Below are 21464 nucleotides of genomic sequence, written 5' to 3'. Positions count from 1 at the left end.
CGGCGGGCCGGGCGGGGGCCGGTGGCGGCGGCGTCCAGGGCGGTGTCGAGGACGTAGGAGGCCAGCGCGCTCACCGCCGGGTCGGTGCGGACCAGGGCGGCCTCTCCCCGGGCCACGGCGGCGGTGTCGCGGAACGGCACCGGGCGGCCCGACTCGACGGCTTCGGCGCCGAGCGGCTGGGCGAGGGCGTCGCGCAGCCCCGCCGGGGTGGCCGACACGTCGGCGGTGAACCCGTCGTCGGCGGGGCGCAGCAGGCCGCCGAGGGCGCGCAGCGACTCCTCCACGAAGGCGCGGACCTCGCCCGCGCCGCCGAGGGCGTCGCGGATCGCGGCGACCTCGCGGGCCACCTCCTCGGGGTGGATGGCGCGCTGCGCGAACCGGGTGCGGGAGGTCTTCTCGCGTTCGGCCGCGGACTGCCACTCGGCCTCCACCTCGGCGGCCTTCGCGTCCAGCTCCTCGGCGCCGAACAGGGCCTCCTGTTCGCCGCGGCGGGACCGCAGCAGCAGCCACTCCACGATGGCGTCGGTGACCCCGGCAGAGGTCTCGTCGGGCACGGAGACGCTGATGCCGAGGTCCTTGCGGATCTGGCGGTGCTTCTTGATGAGGACCTCCAGCACCTTGCCGTCGATGCCGTTGTCGCTGCCGTAGATGGTGACGACCTTCACCCGGTCGCGTTTTTGGCCGTAGCGGTCCACGCGGCCCTCGCGCTGGTCGTGGCGGGTGGGGTTCCACGCCAGGTCGTAGTGGACGACGGCGTCGAAGTAGTGCTGGAGGTTGACGCCCTCCGACAGGCAGTCGGTGGCCACGAGGACGCGGCGTGCGCCGGTGCCGGTCCCGGCCTCCTTGGCGGCCTCCTCGGCGAGTTCCTCGATGCGCTGCACGCGCTGCTGCGGGGACAGGGTGCCGGTGACGGAGCGGACCACGGTCTTCCAGCCGGGGCGGTCGCCTCTGGCGCGGCCGTTGAGCTTGCCGTCGAGGTGTTCGGCGACGTACTCGGCGGTGTCGATGTAGCGGCAGAAGACGATGGGGTTGTAGCCCTCGGCGAGCAGGTCCTTGAGCTGTGTGACGAGGACCTTGAGTTTGGTGTCCCGTTCCGGCCCTTCCAGGGCGGCGGCGCGTTCGGCGAGTTCGCGCAGGCGCGGGTCGCCCTTGGCGGCGGTCTGCTCGGTTTCGCCTTCGGTGTCGGCGCCGGGTGCGGCGTCCAGGCCCTCCAGGGTGTCGGCGTCGGCGGAGTCGCGGATGACGGGGGCGCCCAGTTCGTCGGCTTCCCGGTCCGTCTTCGCGGCCGCGGCGGCCGAGCGGGTGGTGAGTGTCTTGGCGGCGGCGCGCGGCGAGGACACCAGGGAGCGCAGCAGCGCGATCGCCGACCACCAGGCGATGCGGGCCTCACGGCGGCCCTGTTCGCCCGCCCGCTCCACGCGTTCGCCCGCGTAGGCGAGGGCGTCCTCCAGCAGTGCCCGGTACTGCGGGGACAGGGTGTAGGTCTCGTCCTTGAACAGGCGGTCGGCGGGGAAGGCGGTGCGTTCGGTGAGCGTGTCGTCGGCCAGGCCGTCCTCCGTGCCCAGGTAGGTGCGCACGTCGGCGCGTTTGCGCTGCACGAAGTGGCGGGCCAGCAGTCTGCGGCCCGCGTCGGTGTCCAGGTCGGCGTCGGCGAGTGCGGGGTTGAGCAGGCCCAGCAGGGTGCGGAACGCCGACTCCTTGCCGCTGTGCGGGGTGGCGGTCACCAGGATCAGGTGGCGTTCGGGGTCGGCGGCGACGCGTTGGAGGAGTTCGTAGCGCAGCTGGTTCTGCCGGGAGCCGGTGTCGTCGGCGGCCACGCAGGTGTGCGCCTCGTCCACGATGACCAGGTCGGGGCAGTGGCGGACGAAGTCGTCGCGGTGGCGGGTGGACTTGATGAAGTCGGTGGAGACGATGACGTGCTTGTGCCGGTCGAACAGGGACTGGCCGAGGTCGAGGTCGCGTTCCAGGCGGGAGACGGTGGAGGCGAGCACCAGTTCGGCGTCGATGCCGAACTTGGTGCGCAGCTCGTCCTGCCACTGCTCGGCCAGCGCCGGGGAGCACAGGACGGCCAGGCCGCTCGCGTCGCCCTGCTCCAGCAGTTCGGCGGCGATCAGGGCAGCCTCGACGGTCTTGCCGATGCCGACGTCGTCGCTGATGAGCAGGCGCACGGTCGACTGGCGCAGCGCCATGAGCAGCGGGACGAGCTGGTAGGCGCGGGGTTGCACGGCGATCCCGGCGAGGGAGCGGAACGGGCCGGCACCGGAGCGGAAGCCGATGCGCAGCGCCGAACGCAGCAGTCCGGCGGCGCGGGCGTCGCCCAGGTCGGCGGGGGTGGGCGGGGCGAAGCTGGCGGGCTCCACCTTCTCGAAGGCGGGGAACAGCGCGGCGACGTCGTCGTCACCGCCGCCGAGGGGGCGCAGCACCAGCATGTCGGGTTCGCTCTCGGGGAGCACCACCCATTCCCGGCCGCGGGCGGCGACCAGGGTGCCGGGGGCGTACGTGGTGGTCATCGGGTGTCCTCGTGACGGGGTCGGTGGTCGGACGGAGGGCGGGCCGGGGGCTGCGGGGTCACCGGCTGCGTCCCGGGCCGAAGTAGGACGGCATGGTCGCGACGACGGCCGCCCAGTCGGCGTCGTGCGGGAAGCGCACCACGTCCCATCCGGCGTCGATCAGGCGCTGCTCGGCCTGGGCGTCGCGTTCGGCGACGCGGGCGTCGTCGTGCACGGGGCCGTCCACGAACACCGCGACCGGTGCGCCCGGCAGCCGGTACACGAAGTCGGGGCGGGCGTTCGCCTCGGGCACGTACACCTGGGCGTCGTCGGGCAGGCGGTGGCCGCGCTCCTTCAGCCAGGCCAAGAACCGCTGCTCCAGGGCGGTCTGGGAGCGCTCGGCCAGGACGCGCATCTGCTCGGTGCGGGTCACGCCCACGCCGGTGGGCAGGGTCTCGGCCGCGGCCAGGCGCACCAGCAGGCCGCGCACGGCGTGCCGGTCGATCAGCCCGTGGTGGCGCTGGTTGTTGTAGGTGAGCAGGCACGAGTAGCAGCCGCGGGAGCAGTGCTGTCCGCCCAGGTCGGCGCCGTCGGGGCCGAAGTGGCAGATCTCCAGTGCGGTGCGCGCGGCCTTCGCCAGGTTGTCGGGCCGGGCCAGCAGTTGCCGCAGCACCCCGGCGCCGCCCTCGGCGGCCTCGGTGAACAGCATCCGGTCCCGGCTGTCGCCCTCCGGGGGCAGCAGCTCGCTGGTGAGCTCGTCGTCCTCCAGTTGGAAGGCCGCCTCGACGCCGCGTTCCAGGGCGTACATCAGGGACACGGCCGCGGACTCCGTCAGCGCCTCGGCCAGGTGCAGCACCAGGATGTTGCGGCGGTCCTCCACGTAGGGGATGACGCGCTTCTTGCGGCCGCGCGGCTCCTCGCCGTCCTCCACCAGCGGCAGCTCCTCGCCGTCGCCGACGGCCTTCTCGGCGTCCCGCTCGTTGAGCCACCGGCCGGTGGCCGGGTCCAGCCAGAAGCCGTCGGGCTCGTTCCTCCTGGCGCGCAGGCGGCCCAGGTTGGTGATGCGCACCGTCGCGGAGTCGCCGTAGTGCAGGGTCGCGATCCTGCCGGCGTCGTCGGCGACGTGGGCGTCCTGGCGGCCCAGCCGGTCGCCGTGGTCCTGGAACCGGTAGGAGGTGACCAGGCGGAACCCGGCGCGGCGGCGCTCCTCCTCGTCGGAGGAGATCTTCTCGCGGCGCCGCGTGTAGACGGTGTGCAGGTGCAGCAGGCCGTGGGTGGCCGCGCCCAGCGGGTGCCCGCACAGTTCGCAGCGGTCGGCGCGGCCGTCCGGGTCGTGGTGGTAGCCGCACTGCTCGCAGCGCCTGGCCTGGGAGGTGACCAGCTCGCCGGTGCTGTCCGGCGGCAGTTGGATGCGGGTGACCTGGTAGCGGGCGCCCTCGTGGTAGATGAGGGCGCCGGGGCCGAACTCGCGGATCGCCACGAAGCGGGGCCGTTGCAGGAAGTCGCCCTCCTCGGTGCGGCGGCCGGAGGCGGGGATGTAGGCGGCCAGCGGCAGGCGCGGGAAGGAGTAGCCGGGCAGGAAGCCCTCGCTGGCCAGGTAGCGGTACGGGTTGAAGTCGCTGAGCAGCGACTTGCTGTCGGCGCTCTCGTTCTTGAGCAGGGTGAGCTGGGTCTCGGCCTCGCGGCGGCGGCGCGCCGCCTGGCTGCGGTCGCGTTCGGACAGGCTGTGGTCGAGGATGCGGCGGTGCTGTTCGGCGCGGTCCACCAGAGCGGCCCGGTACAGGGAGCGCCAGCGGTCGAAGGCGCGGTCGAACTCGGCGGGGGCGGCCTTGACCCTGCGCTCCAGCCACTCGTCGTCCCACCAGGTGGTCTCCGCCAGTTCGGGCAGGAGGTCGGCGAACACCTCGCGGGCGGCGGCGACGGTGCGCCGCTGGGCCGCCTCGTCGGCGATCGCGGCGGCGACCGTGTCGTGCAGCGGCAGCGCCGGGTCGGGGCGGCGCTGGTCCTCGTCGAAGCTGATGTCGACGACCTCGGGGACGGCGCGGCCCAGCCGCAGCCCGGTCTCGGCCAGCCAGATCGCCTGCAGGTGCGCGGCGACGAGGTCCTCGTTGGCCAGGTCCAGCCGGGGCGGCACGACCACGCCGGAGACCATGCGGTCGGAGTGGCGGAAGTAGTACTGGTCGTGGCTGTTGCCGGTGGCGCAGTAGGTGGTGACCAGGGCGGGCTGGCCGCTGCGCCCGGCGCGGCCGCTGCGCTGGGCGTAGTTGGCGGGGGTGGGCGGCACGTTGCGCATCATCACCGCGTTGAGCTCGGCGATGTCCACGCCCAGCTCCATGGTGGGCGAGCAGTACAGCAGTTTCAGGTCGCCCGCGCTGAACTGCCTCTCCCGCTCCTCCCGGTCCTCGGGGGCGACCTGGGCGGTGTGCTCGCGCGCGGTCAGCCCGGCCAGGGAGGCGGCGGCGTCGCGGTACAGGTCGCGGAAGAAGGTGTTGACGCGCGGCCCCTGCCCGGCGGCGTAGGTGCGGGTGAGCGGGTCGTGCACGCCGCGGCGGCCGTCCCCGGCCCGCCAGACCAGGCAGGCGGCGTCGACCCGGTAGCCGGTGGGGGCCGGGGCGGCCGAGCGGCGGTGCCCGGCCCGCCGCGGCGCGGCCTCCACCCTGGTGACCAGTCCCACCCCGGCCAGCGCCTCCAGCAGGAACCCGATGGCGTGCTGGGCGTCGTCGACGCCCATGTCGGGGAAGTGGACGCGGCGCAGGTACCTGCCGAACTTGCCGCGGCCCGACAGGAACAGTCCGCTGCGGTCCGCGCCGGGGCGGGAGGGCTGCGGGTAGGCGGTGCCGACGCGGGGCCGGTCGGACTCGGTGAGTCTCCACGCCTCGGAGAGCCGCTCCTCGCTGGCGCGGCGCAGCACGTCGAAGTCGTCGCGGAAGCACTGCACGTCGATGGCCAGGCAGCGGCGCATCTCGTCCATGAGGACCCGCAGGATCTCCTCGCGGACGTGCGGTTCGGCGGCGCGCAGCCAGTGGGGGGCGTCCTGCCAGGCGTCCTCCTTGGCGGCCAGCCAGTCCAGGTCGGCGTAGTCGACGCGCAGCAGCCCGGTCTGCTCCAGGTTGGGCATGGTGACCCGCCAGCCGCGCTCCAGGTCCAGGTAGAGGCGGAAGGCGACGACGTCGCGGAGCGTGGCGGCAGCGTTGGAGAGCATCCTGGGGCTCAGCTCGGTCCGGTCGGCCTTGCGGGCGTAGTCGGCCGGGTCCAGGGCGAGGGCCTCGGTGACTCGCCGGGCCAGGTCCTCGTGGGTCAGCCCGTCCTCCCCCGCCTCGGCCAGCGCCCGGTACAGCGCCCCGCGCAACTGGGTGACCTGCACGAAGTCGTTGAAGTGCCCGGCCTGCAAGGAGGCGTCCTGGCGGTTGTCGACGAAGGTGAGGAGCTTGCGGGCCTCGGCGGGCAGCGCCTCGGGCGGCAGCGCGTCGAGGGCGCGGACGATGGACGCCGACACCAGGGAGGTCGCCGAGGAGCGGCCCTCCTGGTCGAGGGAGGCGAGCTTGGCGAAGTCCTTGCCGCGCACCTGCTCGTAGCTGACGCCGCAGTGCAGGCAGAACAGGAACGGCGCGGGGACGAACGCGGCCTGCAGCTCGCCCCGGCCCTCGACGCCGTACGGGTCGACGGTGACGCGGCGCGGCACCCGGTCCCGGTAGGCCGGGCGGAGGCGCTCCTGGCCGTGCTCGTCGAGCTCCAGCCAGGACTCGGGGAGCCGACGCTGCTCGACGGCGTCGGCGGCCGTGGCGGGCCAGGGGTTGTCGGGGTCGACGTACAGGTAGCCCTCGACGCCGCCGTCGGCGGTGGCGGCGGTGTCGCGGCGGGGCCGGTAGACCGTGCCGTCGGGGGTGTCGACGCGCCAGACCGTCAGGTACTCCTGTCCGCACTCGCGGCAGAACGCGAGCGGCAGCAGCACCTTGCCGTCGGAGCCGGGCTGCTCCATCTGGTAGTCGCGGGTGAGGTAGCGGCGGTCGGGGTGCTCCAGGGTGACGTGGACGGTGTCGCCCCTGGACAGGAACTGGTGCAGGCGGAACGCGAACAGGGGGCGCTCGGTGACCGGGTGGCGGGCCTCGGCCCCGGCCTCCAGGGTGCTGCGGATGGCGCGCATGCACTGGTCGCGGGGCACGCCGGTGGCCGCGGCGAGTTCGGCGGCGGCGTCCTCGATGCGGCCGGGGCGCTGGCGCACCAGGCGGCCGGTGGGCTCCTCGGCCAGGCCGAAGCGGCTCTCGATCCACCGGGCCAGCGGGTCGCGCACCAGGTCGGCGTAGGCGCGCGGCGCGTCCGCGCGGGTCAGGCACTCGGCGGGGACGGTGTCCGGCGCCTCCTCGGTGGCGCGGACCAGGGTCTCGGTGATGACGTCGTCGGGGCCGATGCGGGTGCCGAAGAGCTTGCTGGCGACCTCGGCCACGGTCCGCTTCTGGTCCTCGACGCCGCCCTCGGAGGACATGGTGGCGGAGGTGCCGACGCACTGCACGTCGGGCGCCTGGCAGGCCTGGCGGACGCGGCGGACGAGCAGGGCCACGTCGGCGCCCTGACGGCCGCGGTAGGTGTGCAGCTCGTCGAAGACGAGGAAGTCCAGGCCGCGCGCCATGGAGATGAGGGAGCTGCGGTCGCCGGGGCGGGTGAGCATCAGCTCCAGCATCACGTAGTTGGTGAGCAGGATGTCGGGCGGGTTGTCGCGCAGCTCCTTGCGGCGGCGCTCGTCCTCCTGGCCGGTGTAGCGGGCGAAGGTGACCGGTTCGCGGCCCCTGCCGTAGCCGTGGACCAGGTACTTCTCCAGCTCGTTGAGCTGGCTGTTGGCCAGGGCGTTCATCGGGTAGACGATGATGGCGCGCACCTTCTTGGCGGCCCCGGCGCCCCGGGCCTCGCGGTCGCGCAGCACCCGGTCGACGATCGGGAGGATGTAGGACAGCGACTTGCCGGAGCCGGTGCCGGTGGTCAGCACGTAGGACCGGCCGCGCTGGGCCGCGCGCAGCGCCTCGGCCTGGTGGCGGTGGAGCTTGAGGGGGCGCCCGGTGCTGCCCGTGGTGTCGTGGGGGGACTTCTTGGTGCGGAAGATGCGGGCGCACTCGGGGTGCAGCGCCCCCTCGGCGACCAGTTCGGGCACGGTGCCGCCGGAGGCGAAGAACGGGTTGAGCGACAGCCACGGGTCGGGCCACTGGGACTTGGCGTCCAGGTCGTCGGCGAGGAACGCGGCGATGCGCTCGTCGCGGATGACGGTGCCGCCCTCGGTGAAGGCGCGGTAGTCGTCGATCAGCTTCCGGTGCAGGCCGAAGACGTCCATGACGGCGGCGGGCGCGGCCGGCGGGGAGCCCGTCCCGGGGGCGGTGCGGGGGGCGGGGGCGGTCCCGGGCAGGCAGCGCAGCGGGTTGTACTCCTCCCAGCCGGGCACGGTGGCGTCGCCGACGGCCAGGGGCAGCAGGGCGTCGCGGACCTCGGCGGCGCCGGCCGGGCGCTCGGCGGGGTCCTTGCGCAGCAGCCGGTCGACGAGGCGGGTCAGCGAGCCGGGCACGTCCCTGCGCACCACGCCCACCGGGGCGGGCTCGGCCTCCTGGTGGGCCCGTCCCAGGTCCACCAGGGCGGTCTCGGTGAACGGCGGGACGCCGGTGAGCAGTTCGTAGAGGACGCAGCCCAGCGCGTACAGGTCGGCGGCGGCGGTGACCCGGCTGTTGCGGAACTGCTCGGGGGCCATGTAGCGGGCGGTGCCCACGGTCGCGGTGGTGCTGGTGAGCCTGGTGAGGTCGGGGTCGTCGACGATGCGGCCCATGCCGAAGTCGAGGACCTTGACCCGGCCGCCGCGCACCAGCATCACGTTGGCGGGCTTGAGGTCGCGGTGGACGACTCCGGCGGTGTGCGCGGCGTCCAGGGCGTCGGCGATCTGCGCGCCGAACGCGGCCACCCAGGAGACCGGCAGTCGCGGCTCCTCCGCGGACAGGTCGCACAGCAGGTGCCCCTCCAGCAGTTCCATGGCGAGGTAGGGCAGGACGCCGTCGGAGGTGTCCACGCCGCCGTCGACCAGGCGGGGCAGGCCCGGGTGGTCCAGGCGGCGCATGATCTCCACCTCGCGGGCGAACCGCCTGGCCTGGGCGTCGTCGGGGGCGGCCGGTGCGCCGGAGCGGCGCTGCAGGACCAGTTTGACGGCGACCTGCCGGTCGGGGGACCCCTCCTCGGCCGCGGTGTCCTCGGCCCGGTGGACCTCGCCCATGTTGCCCCGGCCGAGGAGCCCGCACAGCCGGAAGCGGTCCGCCACGATCTGCCGTTCCATTGCTCTCTCCCACTCCGCCGTGTCCGCCGGTGTGCCCCGGGTGCGTGCGGCCATGATCCCAGAGGCGGCCCGGCCCCGTCAGAAGTATACGGAGACACCCTCGGTAATCGAGTTGTCGCGTGTTTACTCCGCAAACCTACTCTCGTGTTCCGCGGTGGGCAACTTTCCCGTCCCGACCGTGGACAGGCGCCCCACGGGACACCCCCCGGCGCTCTCGGACACTTCCCCGCGTTAGCGCAGCACACGGGTGTGTACCGTAGGAGGCATGGACACCAGTGCGCGCAGTGTCGACGACCAGCAGGTGACCGCGGCCGACATCGCCCGGCTGGCCGGGGTGACCCGGGCGGCCGTGTCGAACTGGCGGCGGCGCCACGACGACTTCCCCGCCCCGGTCGCGGGCACCAAGTCCAGCCCGCTGTTCGCGCTCTCGCAGGTGCGCGCCTGGCTGGAGCGGCAGGACAAGGGGTCCGCGGAGTCCCCCGAGGTGCGGCTGTGGCACGCGCTGCGCGGCGCCTACCCCGACAGCATGGTCCGCGGCATCTGCGAGGTCGTCGAGGCGCTGCTGCGCGGCGACCGGGAGGAGACGGCGGCGCTGTCGGCGGCCCGCGCGCTCGCCGCGGAGACCTCGCCCGCCCAGGTGCTGGGCGCGCTGGTGGAGCGGCTGCGCAACTCGCCGCACCGCGCCGACACCGAGACCTCCTCCACCGCGCGCCTGGTGCGCGCCGTCGCCCGCGTCGCCGGGACCGAGGCGGCCAGCGTGTTCGACCCGGCCTGCGGGATCGGGTCGCTGCTGCTGGCGGTGGGCGCGCCCGGGGCGCACCGCACCGGCCAGGAGGCCGACGCCGACGCGGCCCGGCTGGCGCGGCTGCGCGCCGAGGTGGAGTCCTGCGCCCCCGCCGAGGTGCGCGTGGGCGACGCGCTGCGCGCCGACGCCTGGCCGGGCCACCGGGCCGAGCTGGTGGTCTGCGACCCGCCGACCGCCGGCGCCGACTGGGGCCGCGAGGAGCTGCTGCTGGACACGCGCTGGGAGCTGGGGCTGCCGCCGCGCGCCGAGGCCGAGCTGGCCTGGCTGCAGCACGCCTACGCGCACACCGCGCCCGGCGGGCGCGCGGTCGTGGTCATGTCCACCTCGGCCGCCTACCGCCGCACCGGCCGCCGCATCCGCGCCGAGATGGTGCGGCGCGGCCTGCTCACCGACGTGGTGGCGCTGCCCGCCGGGATGGCCTCCGCGCACTCCCAGCCGGTGCACCTGTGGGTGCTGCGCCGCCCCGCGGACGCCTCCGACGCGGCCTCCTCGGTGCGCATGGTCGACCTGTCCGGGGCCGACCCCGACGGCCCGCTGGAGGCGGCCGAGCACCAGCGGGCCGAGGTGGCGCTGGTGGACCTGCTCGACGACCGGGTCGACCTGACCCCGGCCCGCCACGTCGTGCCGCCCGCGCCCGACCACTCGGCGGAGTACGCGGCCGTGCGCGCCGAGCTGCGCGAGGTCCTCGCCGCGCTGGGCCGCGCCCTGCCCGCCCTGGGCGAGGGCGGGCGCGACCTGGGCGAGGGCGGGCGCGACCTGGGCGCCTCCCAGGTGCGCGTGGGCGAGCTCGTGGACAACGGCCTGGCGGAGGTGGTCGGCGACGCGCTGCGCTCCACCAGCGACCGGCTGGACAGCGACTTCCTCAACGGGTTCCTGCGCAGCGCGGCCAACACGCGCCGCTCCACCAGCGCCAGCGGGGTGTTCCGCACCGAGGCGCGCTCGGCCCGGGTGCCGCAGATGGAGGTGGCCGAGCAGCGCCGCTACGGGGCGGCGTTCCGCTCCCTGGACGAGTTCGAGCGCCAGGCCCGGCGGCTGTCGGAGCTGGCGGCGCGGGCGGCGCGGCTGGCCCGCGACGGCCTCACCAGCGGGGCGCTCGTCCCCGAGGAGGACTGAGCGGGCATCTGGTTGCCACCAATGGCACGCTCACCGCAGCGTCGAAGGACGGTCAGAATTCGTCCAGTCCTGCAGTGAAGGCGGTCCACTCCCTCGGAGAGAAGCAAAGAACAGTTTGGTAAGGGTGTACGGAGTCGCGGAGGCCGATGATGTTGGGGGTGTGATGGGTGATGGCAGCCTCAACGCAGCCGTAGTCGCCACTGCGATCGGACTTGCGGAAGTCAGCATCGGTGAACGGGTGGTCGTTCATGGTTCCCCCAGAAATCGGTCAGCGTTCGGCTGACAGGCCAGCGGATTCGAGGTAGTCGTCCAGCGGGATCGCGGCATCCTGGGCGGCGCGCCGCCAGGCGGCGTGCCGGGCGACGCGCTCCGGGCCGACGAACTCGACGCCGAGGAACTCCCCGCCGTCGCCGTAGTGGAGCAGGGCCGAGCGCTCGTCGTCGAACAGCCAGTAGTCCTCGGCCTCCGGCAGGCCCAGCGCGTCGGCGGTCGCCCGGTCGAGGATGCGCACGTCCTCTCCGGCGTCCACGCTGGAGGGGTAGGCGCAGGTGAGCTCGAACCTCAGGTAGTCGGTCAGCTCGTCGGGGACGATGTGGACCCGGCCGATGCTGCGCCCGCTGGAGCGGATGTCGCGGACCAGTCGCTGCCAGGGGCGCCGCCACGCCAGGTCCTGGGGGAGGCCCGCCAGGAAGCGGCGGTAGGGCTCGCGTTCGTTGTCGGCCGTGTAGGCGTCGAGGGTCTCCAGGCGGAACACCGAGGTGCGGAACCAGGAGAGGAAACGTGCGGCAAATTCGGAGGGAGGGATGATGCTCATGGTGCTCCTTGCGCCCCGCGATGCGGCCGTAGCCCTTGTGAGTAGGGTGCTTCCCCGAACACCCTCTATTAGACTAGAAAAAGACTAGAAAAGGAAGACTTTTGTCTGAGTCGATCCAGCAACACGCGGCCCGTGCAGAACTGGCGCGACTCCTGCGCTCCCTCCGGTTGGACAGTGGCAGGTCGGGAGAGCAACTGGCCACCATACTGGGCTGGTCGCAGTCAAAAGTCTCCAAGATCGAACGAGGCCGTACTCGTCCATCCCTAAGCGACGCCGAGTCCTGGGCACGGGTATGCGGCGCGAATACGGCTGCACTGACCAGGGTGACGGAGTTGGCCGAGGCCGCACTGGTGGAGGCACGGCACTGGCGGGTCTCGCACCAAGGAGGCCTGGCGCGTCGGCAATGCGAAATCGCCGCGATCGAAGAGCGCGCCGCTCTGGTCCGGTCTTTCCAACCCACCTTGGTGCCGGGACTGTTGCAAACGGCTGCTTACGCGCGCCAAGTGCTCGCGCTCGCCGACCTCTCGGGACGAGGGGACGTCGCAGCGGCAGTGGCCGAACGCCTGCGACGGCAGGAAGCACTCTATCGGGAGCAGACCGGCTTCGCGTTCGTGCTCACCGAAGCCGCGCTGTGGTGGCACGCCGAGGAGCGCTCCGTACTGCTGCCTCAGATCGACCGTTTGCTGTCGGTGGCTACCCTGCCCAACGTCACTATCCGGGTGCTGCCTCTGGACGCTCCTTCCGGCGCGGTGCCCTCCCACGGCTTTCTCCTGTATGAGGAGGACGAGGAGTCCCGTGTCATTGTTGAGACCCATACCCGCGAGCTCATCTTGACCGACCCTGACGAGGTCGCCGCCTACCGTATCCTCCATCAACGCTTCACCGAGCGCGCTCTGTCCGTGGCGGACACCCGCGACTTCCTGCTCGCACTGCGACAACGGATCAACGACGGATACTGAGCGGCTCCATCTCGCTCTCTTGGACACAGCCAAGTCTTTTACTAGTCTTAATTTAGTCTGATTTACTGTCTTGGCAGTTGCGAGCGAACGGGAGAGCGTGTTGGACACCTGGAAGTTGGTCAAGCCCCGGACCGCAGCAGGGGGAGCAGTCTGGCGTTCCAGGGATGGCACCCTGTTCAAGCGGACCGGCGGGATTGAGGTGCGCGACGAGGCCCGCTTCCAGCGCATGCTGGCAGAGCAGGGTTTCCCGGTGCCTCGAATCGTGCAGACCGGTCGGGGGCAGGAAGGGTTCTTCTTCGTCGAGCAGAGCCTGGGCACACAGTCGCTGCACGATATGGCGATACGCGACACCCAGGAGACCGGAGCCGTGCGTCAGACCACAGTGGACACAGCAGCAAAAGTCTCCGCCCGGCTACTGACTGCCCAGCTTCGTACAGCCGCGCCCTCCGGACAGGCAGCGGACTGGGTGAGGCGAGCCGGCTTCGTCGACACCGTGTTCGCCGAAAACCCCGATCTGGACACCCACCGGACATGTACAGCCCTGGATACAGTCTCCACTCGGCTGAGCGGGGTTCCGGTGTCGTTCGGCCACCTCGACTACGGCTTACCCAACGTCTTTCCCACCGGAGTCATCGACTGGCAGCACCACACCTTGGTTCCTGTCGGGTTCGACGTGTATCCGATGCTCGACATCGCAGCGTTCAAAGGTGGTGACAGAGGCTACATCTTCACCCGCAGCCAGCGCCGGTCCTACCTCGCTGCTCTGGACGAGGTCAGCGAGAATCTGGCCGGTCTCCGTCTGAGTCGTTTCCTTGGCGACTTCCTGCTGGTCAAGTGCTTCTTCTTCCTCGCCCTAATGCGCCCGAAAGACCCAAACGATCGACGCAAACAAGCCAAGTGGGCTTACCGCAGAAAACTGCTCGCCCTAGGCCTCGACTCCTACGAACGTGACCACCGGATCGACACCGCGGCGTTTCCCACCCTGACGGCCTTCCTCACCGACTACGACCGGAAAGACGGGTGAACATGACCACGGCGTTCCTCGGCACCACTCTGGTACGGGACCGCGACTATCTACTGGCTGACAATGACATCGTCTTCAAGGTCATCGGCGACATCCATCCCGACACCCACTACCTCGGCTATGTCAAGTACTCCCCCTCCTCCTTGGGTAACCGCCGCCTTCTTGGTCGAACTTACCGGCACAACACCGTCGTTTCGAAATCCTTCGGGATCCTCGCCGACCACACCGATCACTACGTCTACTCCGACGCCCTGGGCTGTGTGATCACCGGAGTGCCCAGAAATCGGGTACGAAGGCACTACTCATGCCGCGAGGCCCTGACCCGCATCCTCAGCGATCCGGCACAGACAGCGACGGTACCTGTCGGCCGAGACCTTGTCACCATCCTCCAAGCCATCGCGTCCGACGGAACTGGACACCTTTTCGGGGTCACCGGATCGTTTCTGGTCGGCTGTTTCACCGCCGCGTCCGACATCGACCTCGTCTGCTACGGGGAGGAGGGCTATCACGCCGCCCGGCGATTGTTCAGTGACGAGTCGCTGATCGTTCCCTACCAGGGACCTCGCACCCAGCAACTCTATCGGCGCCGCGCCAAGTACCTGGTGGGCAGTGGATTCACCGCCCTGATACGACAGGAACAACGTAAACTGCAGGGCATTACCAAGGGCAGCGGCGCGCATATCAACTGCGAACCGCTCCGCGCTGACTCCGACACGGTCTCCCCCTGCCTCGGAGCGATGAAAGAAATCGGAGAGATCCAACTCGTCGCAGAGGTCACAGACCACTCGCAAGGACTGCTGACTCCGGCGGTCTACGGCATCAGTGCACGCAGCGTCCTGGGGTCGACGGTGGACGACCCCGAGCGTCTCGCTCCCCGCATCACGCACGTGTTCTCCCACCTCGGTGCGCACACGGGAGCGTTTCGAACCGGTGACCGACTCTACCTCTCGGGCCGTCTGGTGCACTTCGGACGCGAACGGCACGAGGGCTTCGGTGTCTCCCTCACCCCATGGAGCCTTCGGGGCGACTACCTCGCCAACCTCATCGACTGACCCTTCAGGAACGGCATGGACCTCCTCTTTGTCAACGGTCCCGTCCACAACGGCCCCTTCACCTTCAAGGACTCCCCTGGCAAAGCTGTCGGCTTGCTCATCGCGGAAGCACTCAACTCCCTGTTGGGAAACCCAACCGTCCGGCATCTGTGGAACTGTGCGACCCTCGCCAATGACCTGCGCCACCGCTCCCTGAACCCACTACTCCCCCGAGAGGAATTTGAAGCCGATCAGATCCGGCGCAAGTACCACGGCTCCGCATGGCAGTACCACGAAGTGGAGATCGCCACCGATGCCGACGCCGAGGTTTGCGCCCTCGCACTCGACATCATTACGGACCGGCTCTCCGCTAAGGCGATGGAAATCACCTACCAGACCGTCCATACCTGCATCCGTTGTGGCCACATGGGCGGTCTCATCCCTCCGAGCGAGTGCGCGGTCTGCGGAAGCGAGCGCTTCCGCTCCGAGAGACAACGACACCTGGTCGTCCGCCGCCCCATCAACCGACCAGTCCTTGAACAGGCTGACTTGTATGGAACAACCTCAGCCCGGCACCTGCGAGCTATCGCTTCCAATTACCCGGAACGCCTACTATTGTCACGAACCAGAAACTATGGCATCAGCCTGGACGAAATCGGTCTTCCCGGATCGGTTCTAGACGCACGAGCAGCGGTACACATAGCCGCTCTTGCTGAAACTCGCCGTCTGCGGGGCACTGAGATCGTCATGACCGCCACTCCCAAGGCGATAGCCAACATTGCCGCCCACGGTCTCCTGTTCCGGGAACACGAGGGCATCCGCCTGCGCTATGGCCCACATGGCCGCGTTCCCGCCCCTGCCGTGCGCCTGACGGACGTCGACCCAGCGGACCACCAGCGCATTCTGTTCCGGCGCTGGTTTCTGCCCTTGACAGTACTAGGACGGACCACCGATCTATCCAGCTCTCAAATTCCCGCCATCTTCACGTACTTCCGTAAGGCATGGTTGCTCCGCGAACAGAAAACGGCAGGGTACACGCTCCGCAACGTTCGGAAGGCAATCAGAACCGGCGATCACCAGTGGATCATGCGCAAACACGTATTGGCCTCTCTACTGCGCACACTGGCACCGCCCACCACGTGCGTCAGAGCCCACTCCAGCAACATCGGAAAAGCCAGGGACCCTCTATCAGGGTAAGTTGTCAGCCGCCGATGGCGGACATGGGGCGGGCGGGCTGGAGGAAGCCGGGGTCGTCGATGCCGTGGCCGGGCAGCTTGGCGGCGACCGCGGCGCGCCACCGCTCGGCGATCTCGGCGTCGTCGGCGCCCGCGCGCAGCGGGCCGCGCAGGTCGGACTCCTCGCGGGCGAACAGGCAGTTGCGGACCTGGCCGTCGGCGGTGAGGCGGACCCGGTCGCAGGCCCCGCAGAAGGGGCGGGTGACCGAGGCGATGACGCCGACCGTGGCGGGGCCGCCGTCGACGAGGAACTCCTCGGCCGGGGCGCTGCCGCGCCCGGCCGCGCCGACGGGGGTGAGGGTGTGCGCGGCGCCGAGCCGGTCGAGGATCTCCTCGGCGGTGACCATGGTCGCGCGCTGCCAGCCGTGCTGGGCGTCCAGCGGCATCTGCTCGATGAACCGCAGCCGGTAGCCGCGCTCCAGGCAGTAGTCGAGCAGGTCGGGGGCCTCGTGGTCGTTGACGCCGCGCATGAGGACCGCGTTGACCTTCACCGGGGCCAGCCCGGCGCGGGCGGCCGCCTCCAGTCCGGCGAGCACGTCGTCCAGCCGCCGGCGGCGCGCCAGCTTCTCGAACACGTCCGGGTCGAGGGTGTCCAGGGAGACGTTGACGCGGTCCAGGCCCGCCTCGGCGAGGGCGGGCGCCAGGCGGGCCAGGCCGATGCCGTTGGTGGTGAGCGCGGTCCTGGGCCGGGGGTGCAGCGCGGCGGTGGCCGCGACGATGCCGGGCAGGCCGCGGCGCAGCAGCGGCTCGCCGCCGGTGAAGCGCACCTCGCGGATTCCCAGCAGGGTCACGCCGATGCGGACGAGGCGGACGACCTCCTCGTCGGTGAGCAGCTCCGGCCGGGGCAGCCAGTCCAGCCCTTCGGGCGGCATGCAGTAGGCGCACCGCAGGTTGCAGCGGTCGGTGAGGGAGACCCTCAGGTCGGTGGCGACCCTGCCGTAGGAGTCGGCCAGCACCGGCGTCACCTCCTTGACGGTGTCGGGCGCGGGGGCCACCCCACACTAGCCCGCGCCCGGAATGTCCGGTGCCGCGCGTCGGACGGTGCGGCCGCCGCGGCGGGGCCCGTTATCGTCGGGTGGTGAGGGGCACCGCACAGAGAGGGGCTGCCGTGATCAGTGTGCGCGACTGGAACCTGCCCGGCGGGCCGCTGGGCTCGGAACGGCTGCACGTGCGGGCGTGGGCGTCCGCCGCGGGCGAGCCCGACCACCTGGTGGTGCTGGTGCACGGCTACGCGGAGCACATCGGCCGCTACGACCACGTGGCCCGCCGGCTGTGCGAGGGCGGCGCGGTCTGCTATGGCGCAGATCACCGCGGGCACGGCGCCTCGTCGGGCGAGCGGGTGCTGGTGCGGGACTTCGCCGAGGTGGTCGAGGACGTGCACCGGGTGGTCACCCAGGCGCGCCACGCCTACCGGACGCTGCCGCTGGTGCTGGTCGGGCACTCGATGGGCGGGCTGGTCGCGGCCCGCTACGCCCAGACCCACCCCGAGGAGGTGGCGGGCCTGGTGCTGAGCGGCCCGGTGCTGGGCGAGTGGGCGGTGGTCGACCGGATGCTGGAGGCGACCGACATCCCCGACGAGCCGCTCGACCCCGACACCCTGTCGCGCGACCCGCGGGTGGGCGCGGCCTACGCCGCCGACGAGCTGGTCTGGCACGGCCCGTTCAAGCGGCCCACCGTCGAGGCGTTCCGCGTGGAGCTGGACCGGGCGGCGGCGGCGGGGCGGATCGGGGCGCCGCTGCTGTGGCTGCACGGCTCCGCGGACCGCCTGGTGCCGCTGGAGGGCACGCTGGGCGGCGTGCTGGCGCTGGCCGGGCCCGACACCGCCGTGCGGATCTTCCCGGGGGCGCGCCACGAGGTGTTCCACGAGACCAACCGCGAGGAGGTGCTGGCGGAGGTGTCGCGCTTCGCCGCGCGCGCGGCCGCGCAGGCACGCGGGGACGGGTGAGCGCCCTTTTCCCGGACCCCGGCTGTTTCCGCTGATCGGGGCCGCGCCAGGATCGTGGGCATGACACGATCCACTCCCCCCGGCGGCGGTCCCGCCCGCTGGCGCTCCCTGGTCCGCCGCAGTTTCGTCACCCCCGTGCTGCCCCGCCCCCGCCTGCGCCGCCTGGTGCAGTTGGGCGCGGGCATCTACCTGTTCGGCCTGGGCCTGGCCGCCCAGGTGGCCGCCGGGCTGGGCGCCGCCCCCTGGGACGTGCTGCACCAGGGCCTGCACCTGCACACCGGGTGGTCCATCGGCACCTGGGGGATCGTCACCGGGGTCGCGGTGATCCTGCTGTGGATCCCGCTGCGCCAGCGCGCCGGGCTGGGCACGCTGCTCAACGCGGTGGGCGTGGGCGTGGCGCTGGACCTGTCGCTGCTGTGGCTGCCCGAGCCGCACGCCCCGGTGTGGCGGGCGGCGCTGCTGGTGGCGGGGATCGTGGCGGTGGCCGTGGGCAGCGGCCTCTACATCGGCGCGGGGCTGGGCCCCGGCCCCCGCGACGGGCTGATGACGGGGCTGGCCGAGCGGGGCATGTCGATCCTGGCGGCCCGCACGGTCCTGGAGGTGGCGGTGGTCGCCGCGGGGTTCGTCCTGGGCGGCACCGTGGGCGTGGGCACCCTGCTGTTCGCGGTGGCGATCGGACCGCTCACCCAGCTCTTCCTGCCGCCGCTGCGGGTGGACCGGCCCGCCGGCGGGTAGCGCGGGGTGGTCGGACCTCCCGCCCCCGCTCCCCCGGAGGACGCCGCAACCCCCGAAAGCGACATTGCACGCGAACGACGCAGTAAGTTCGATTCATACCCTTCCTTCCACCGAATTCTCCATTTCGTGAACGTTGTGTCGGGAACGTGACCTATACATCTGTCTAGGTGGCAGCAGACGCGCTCCGGCATGACTAACGTTGCCTCCAACAGAGCCCGGGGGCGCCGCGCGTGGTCATCCAGCGCTGCGCCCCTGTATTCGGCCACCCGTCCACACACGGGGCCATCCGCAAACACTTGATGGGGGTGATCGGCGTGTCCGCACTGATCGAGGACTACGCGATGATCGGCGACATGCAGACCGCTGCCCTGGTCGGGCGGGACGGGTCGGTCGACTGGATGTGCCTGCCTCATTTCGACTCCCCCGCCTGTTTCGCCGCGCTGCTCGGCGACGAGCAGAACGGCAACTGGTGGATCCGCCCGACCCACGGGGAGCGCCGCGCCACGCGCCGCCGCTACCGCAGCGACACGCTGATCCTGGAGAGCGAGTGGGACACCCCCACCGGGACCGTGCGGCTCATCGACTTCATGCCCCCGCGCGGCGGCCACCCCCACCTGGTGCGCATCGTCGAGGGCGTGACCGGGACGGTGCAGATGAGCACCGCCATCCGGCTGCGCTTCGACTACGGCAACGTGGTGCCGTGGATCCACCGCGTCGACAGCGAGGTGGTGGCCGTCGCCGGCCCCGACTCGGTGTGGCTGAGCGGCCCGGTGCCGCTGGAGGGCCACAACTTCATGCACGACGCGGACTTCACCGTCACCGCGGGCCAGCGCATCCCCTTCGTGCTGTCGTGGCACCCCTCCCACGCCGAGGAGTCCGACCACCTCGACGCGGAGAAGGCCCTCGCCCAGACCGAGCGGTTCTGGCGGGACTGGGTGTCCCAGTGCACCTACCAGGGCCGCTACCGCGAGGCCGTGGTGCGCTCGCTGATCACCCTCAAGGCCCTCACCTACCGGCCCACCGGCGGCATCGTGGCCGCCCCCACCACCTCGCTGCCCGAGGACATCGGCGGCGTGCGCAACTGGGACTACCGCTACTGCTGGCTGCGCGACGCCACCATCACCCTGGAGGCGCTGATCCGCAGCGGCTACACCGACGAGGCCAACGCCTGGCGGGAGTGGCTGGTGCGCGCGGTCGCCGGGGAGCCGCAGCACATCCAGATCATGTACGGGGTGCGCGGCGAGCGAAGACTGGCCGAGTGGGAGGCCGACTGGCTGCCCGGCTACGAGAACTCCCGGCCGGTGCGCATCGGCAACGCCGCCGTGGGCCAGTACCAGCTCGACGTCTACGGCGAGGTCATGGAGGTGCTGTACCTGGCGCAGAAGTCGGGCATGAGCGCGGGCGAGCACGTGTGGGGCCTGCAGCGCTCCCTGGTCAACTACCTGGAGTGGTGCTGGTCGGAGCCGGACGAGGGCCTGTGGGAGGTGCGCGGGCCGCGCCAGCACTTCGTGCACTCCAAGGTCATGGCGTGGGTGGCCGCCGACCGGGCGGTGCGGATGATCGAGGAGTACGGCAAGGAGGGCCCGCTGGAGCGCTGGAAGGCGCTGCGCGACACCATCCACGCCGAGGTGTGCGAGTACGGCTACGACGCCGAGCGCAACACCTTCACCCAGTACTACGGCAGCCGTGAGCTGGACGCGGCGCTGCTGCTCATCCCCGAGGTGGGCTTCCTGCCCTACGACGACCCGAGGGTGATCGGCACCATCGAGGCGATCCGCGAGGAGCTCATGGTGGACGGGTTCGTGCTGCGCTACCGCACCGGCCTGGCCGACGCCGCCGACAAGCTGCCCGGCGACGAGGGCGCGTTCCTGGCGTGCAGCTTCTGGCTGGCCAACGCGCTGCTGTCGATCGGCCGGGAGAAGGAGGCGCGGGAGCTGTTCGAACGGCTGCTGGCGCTGCGCAACGACGTCGGGCTGCTCGCCGAGGAGTACGACCCGCGCCTGGGCCGCCAGGTCGGCAACTTCCCGCAGGCGTTCAGCCACTTCCCCCTGGTGACCACCGCGCTCAACCTGTCCCGCCACGACGGGCACCGCCGCAGCGACACCGACTGAGCCTCCCCCGCCGGACCGTCGACATGGCCGCCACCAACCTCACCGACTTCGCCTCCCAGAGCTGGCCCCAGGCCGTGGCGCTGCTCTCCGCGCTCGTGCTGTGCTCCCTGATCGGGCTGGAGCGGGAGTGGCGCAACAAGAACGCCGGGCTGCGCACCCACACCCTGGTCGGGCTGGGGTCCGCGCTGTTCATGCTCGTCGGCAAGTACGGCTTCGGAGACGTGCTCGCCGACGGCCTGGTGATGCTGGACCCCTCCCGGGTCGCCGGGCAGATCGTGACGGGCATCGGCTTCATCGGCGCGGGCCTGGTCTTCGTCCGCCGCGACGTGGTGCGCGGGCTGACCACGGCCGCGGCCGTGTGGGTGTCGTGCGCGGTCGGCACGGCCTGCGGGGCGGGGCTGTGGCTGCTCGCCGTGCAGGTGACCGCCGCCTACTTCCTGGTGGTGCTCGGCTATCCGCCGCTGCTGCGGCTGATCTCCCGCTCCCAGCCCACGGTCGCGCTGCTGCGGGTCAACTACGAGGACGGCCGCGGCGTGCTGCGGTCGGTCCTGGCCCTGGCCACCGACCGGGGGTTCGCCGTCCACGACGTGAACACCCGGCGGCGCACGGAGCGGGACGGCGCGGCAACCGTCGACCTGGACCTGCGCCTGGAGGGCCGGGCCCCCGCCGACGCCCTGGCCGCGGACCTGTCGGAGACCGACGGGGTGCGGCGGGGGGGGGGGCGAGCCCCCCGAAACCCGCGGGGGGCCCCTCCCCCCCGGGGGTTCTGGCGCGGGGGGGGGGGGTTTTAGAGAAAAGCGCGAGGCCTGGGCGCCCGGGGCACGCCGTTGCCGGGGGGGCGCCCCCCCCCGGGAAGGGGGGCGCAGCGCGGCCGACGCGCGGGAGAGCGGGCGGTGGGGGAA

The 21464-nt window shown here is 71.8% G+C and carries 14 protein-coding genes; 9 read left to right on the top strand and 5 right to left on the bottom strand.

The window, feature by feature from the left end:
• Both AC529_RS17765 and AC529_RS21205 read right to left on the bottom strand, forming a co-directional pair.
• Positions 1–2510: DEAD/DEAH box helicase (locus AC529_RS17765; RefSeq protein ID WP_068758577.1), on the bottom strand; the 2510-nt coding region annotated here is incomplete at its 3' end.
• A gap of 58 nt (positions 2511–2568) precedes the next feature.
• Positions 2569–8790 (bottom strand): protein kinase domain-containing protein, encoded by a 6222-nt coding sequence (locus AC529_RS21205; RefSeq protein ID WP_068758497.1) that lies wholly within the window; start codon positions 8788–8790, stop codon positions 2569–2571.
• 265 nt (positions 8791–9055) lie between these two features.
• Between AC529_RS21205 and AC529_RS17755 the strand changes: the two genes are divergently transcribed.
• Complete coding sequence (locus AC529_RS17755; RefSeq protein ID WP_068758496.1) at positions 9056–10708, top strand: N-6 DNA methylase; 1653 nt, start codon at positions 9056–9058, stop codon at positions 10706–10708.
• Between the two features lie 52 nt (positions 10709–10760).
• On the opposite strand, the gene AC529_RS19770 is transcribed toward AC529_RS17755, so the two are convergent.
• A complete protein-coding gene (locus AC529_RS19770) occupies positions 10761–10958 on the bottom strand; it encodes a DUF397 domain-containing protein (RefSeq protein ID WP_083948397.1) in 198 nt (65 codons plus the stop codon).
• An 18-nt stretch (positions 10959–10976) separates the two neighbouring features.
• Entirely contained in the window at positions 10977–11522 is a 546-nt protein-coding gene (locus AC529_RS17750) for a DUF6879 family protein (RefSeq protein WP_068758495.1), read from the bottom strand.
• A gap of 101 nt (positions 11523–11623) precedes the next feature.
• On the opposite strand from AC529_RS17750, the gene AC529_RS17745 reads away from it, so the two are divergent.
• From AC529_RS17745 to AC529_RS20215, 4 genes are all read left to right on the top strand, one after another.
• Positions 11624–12481: a helix-turn-helix domain-containing protein gene (locus tag AC529_RS17745; protein ID WP_083948396.1), complete on the top strand. Its 858-nt coding sequence runs from the start codon at positions 11624–11626 to the stop codon at positions 12479–12481.
• 100 nt (positions 12482–12581) lie between these two features.
• Positions 12582–13505, top strand: a complete 924-nt coding sequence (locus AC529_RS17740) for a phosphotransferase (protein ID WP_068758575.1) — start codon at positions 12582–12584, stop codon at positions 13503–13505.
• A gap of 2 nt (positions 13506–13507) precedes the next feature.
• Complete coding sequence (locus tag AC529_RS17735; RefSeq protein ID WP_232306809.1) at positions 13508–14557, top strand: hypothetical protein; 1050 nt, start codon at positions 13508–13510, stop codon at positions 14555–14557.
• Positions 14558–14572: 15 nt separating this feature from the next.
• Positions 14573–15733, top strand: coding sequence for a PIN domain-containing protein (locus tag AC529_RS20215; RefSeq protein WP_157080261.1), 1161 nt, complete (start codon positions 14573–14575; stop codon positions 15731–15733).
• Between the two features lie 4 nt (positions 15734–15737).
• Here the strand turns inward: AC529_RS20215 and moaA are convergent, their stop codons facing one another.
• Complete coding sequence (moaA, locus tag AC529_RS17725; RefSeq protein ID WP_068758573.1) at positions 15738–16727, bottom strand: GTP 3',8-cyclase MoaA; 990 nt, start codon at positions 16725–16727, stop codon at positions 15738–15740.
• Between the two features lie 152 nt (positions 16728–16879).
• On the opposite strand from moaA, the gene AC529_RS17720 reads away from it, so the two are divergent.
• From AC529_RS17720 to AC529_RS17705, 4 genes are all read left to right on the top strand, one after another.
• Positions 16880–17716 (top strand): alpha/beta hydrolase, encoded by an 837-nt coding sequence (locus AC529_RS17720; protein ID WP_068758493.1) that lies wholly within the window; start codon positions 16880–16882, stop codon positions 17714–17716.
• 60 nt (positions 17717–17776) lie between these two features.
• Positions 17777–18451: a membrane protein YczE gene (yczE, locus tag AC529_RS17715; protein ID WP_068758492.1), complete on the top strand. Its 675-nt coding sequence runs from the start codon at positions 17777–17779 to the stop codon at positions 18449–18451.
• 299 nt (positions 18452–18750) lie between these two features.
• The gene (locus AC529_RS17710) at positions 18751–20562 is read left to right on the top strand and encodes a glycoside hydrolase family 15 protein (RefSeq protein ID WP_232306808.1); all 1812 of its coding nucleotides are present in this window, start codon (positions 18751–18753) and stop codon (positions 20560–20562) included.
• Between the two features lie 23 nt (positions 20563–20585).
• Complete coding sequence (locus AC529_RS17705; protein WP_083948394.1) at positions 20586–21353, top strand: MgtC/SapB family protein; 768 nt, start codon at positions 20586–20588, stop codon at positions 21351–21353.
• Positions 21354–21464: the final 111 nt, after the last annotated feature.

Source organism: Thermobifida cellulosilytica TB100 (assembly GCF_001517975.1).
Taxonomy (GTDB): Bacteria; Actinomycetota; Actinomycetes; order Streptosporangiales; family Streptosporangiaceae; genus Thermobifida; species Thermobifida cellulosilytica.
This window is presented reverse-complemented; position numbering and strand designations above follow the sequence as displayed.

What these genes read in the sequence shown, in the direction of transcription:
- AC529_RS21205 (WP_068758497.1), bottom strand. Translation starts at nt 8,790, where the DNA reads ATGGAACGGCAGATCGTGGCGGACCGCTTCCGGCTGTGCGGGCTCCTC.
- AC529_RS17755 (WP_068758496.1), top strand. Translation starts at nt 9,056, where the DNA reads ATGGACACCAGTGCGCGCAGTGTCGACGACCAGCAGGTGACCGCGGCC.
- AC529_RS19770 (WP_083948397.1), bottom strand. Translation starts at nt 10,958, where the DNA reads ATGAACGACCACCCGTTCACCGATGCTGACTTCCGCAAGTCCGATCGC.
- AC529_RS17750 (WP_068758495.1), bottom strand. Translation starts at nt 11,522, where the DNA reads ATGAGCATCATCCCTCCCTCCGAATTTGCCGCACGTTTCCTCTCCTGG.
- AC529_RS17735 (WP_232306809.1), top strand. Translation starts at nt 13,508, where the DNA reads ATGACCACGGCGTTCCTCGGCACCACTCTGGTACGGGACCGCGACTAT.
- AC529_RS20215 (WP_157080261.1), top strand. Translation starts at nt 14,573, where the DNA reads ATGGACCTCCTCTTTGTCAACGGTCCCGTCCACAACGGCCCCTTCACC.
- yczE (WP_068758492.1), top strand. Translation starts at nt 17,777, where the DNA reads ATGACACGATCCACTCCCCCCGGCGGCGGTCCCGCCCGCTGGCGCTCC.
- AC529_RS17710 (WP_232306808.1), top strand. Translation starts at nt 18,751, where the DNA reads ATGGGGGTGATCGGCGTGTCCGCACTGATCGAGGACTACGCGATGATC.
- AC529_RS17705 (WP_083948394.1), top strand. Translation starts at nt 20,586, where the DNA reads ATGGCCGCCACCAACCTCACCGACTTCGCCTCCCAGAGCTGGCCCCAG.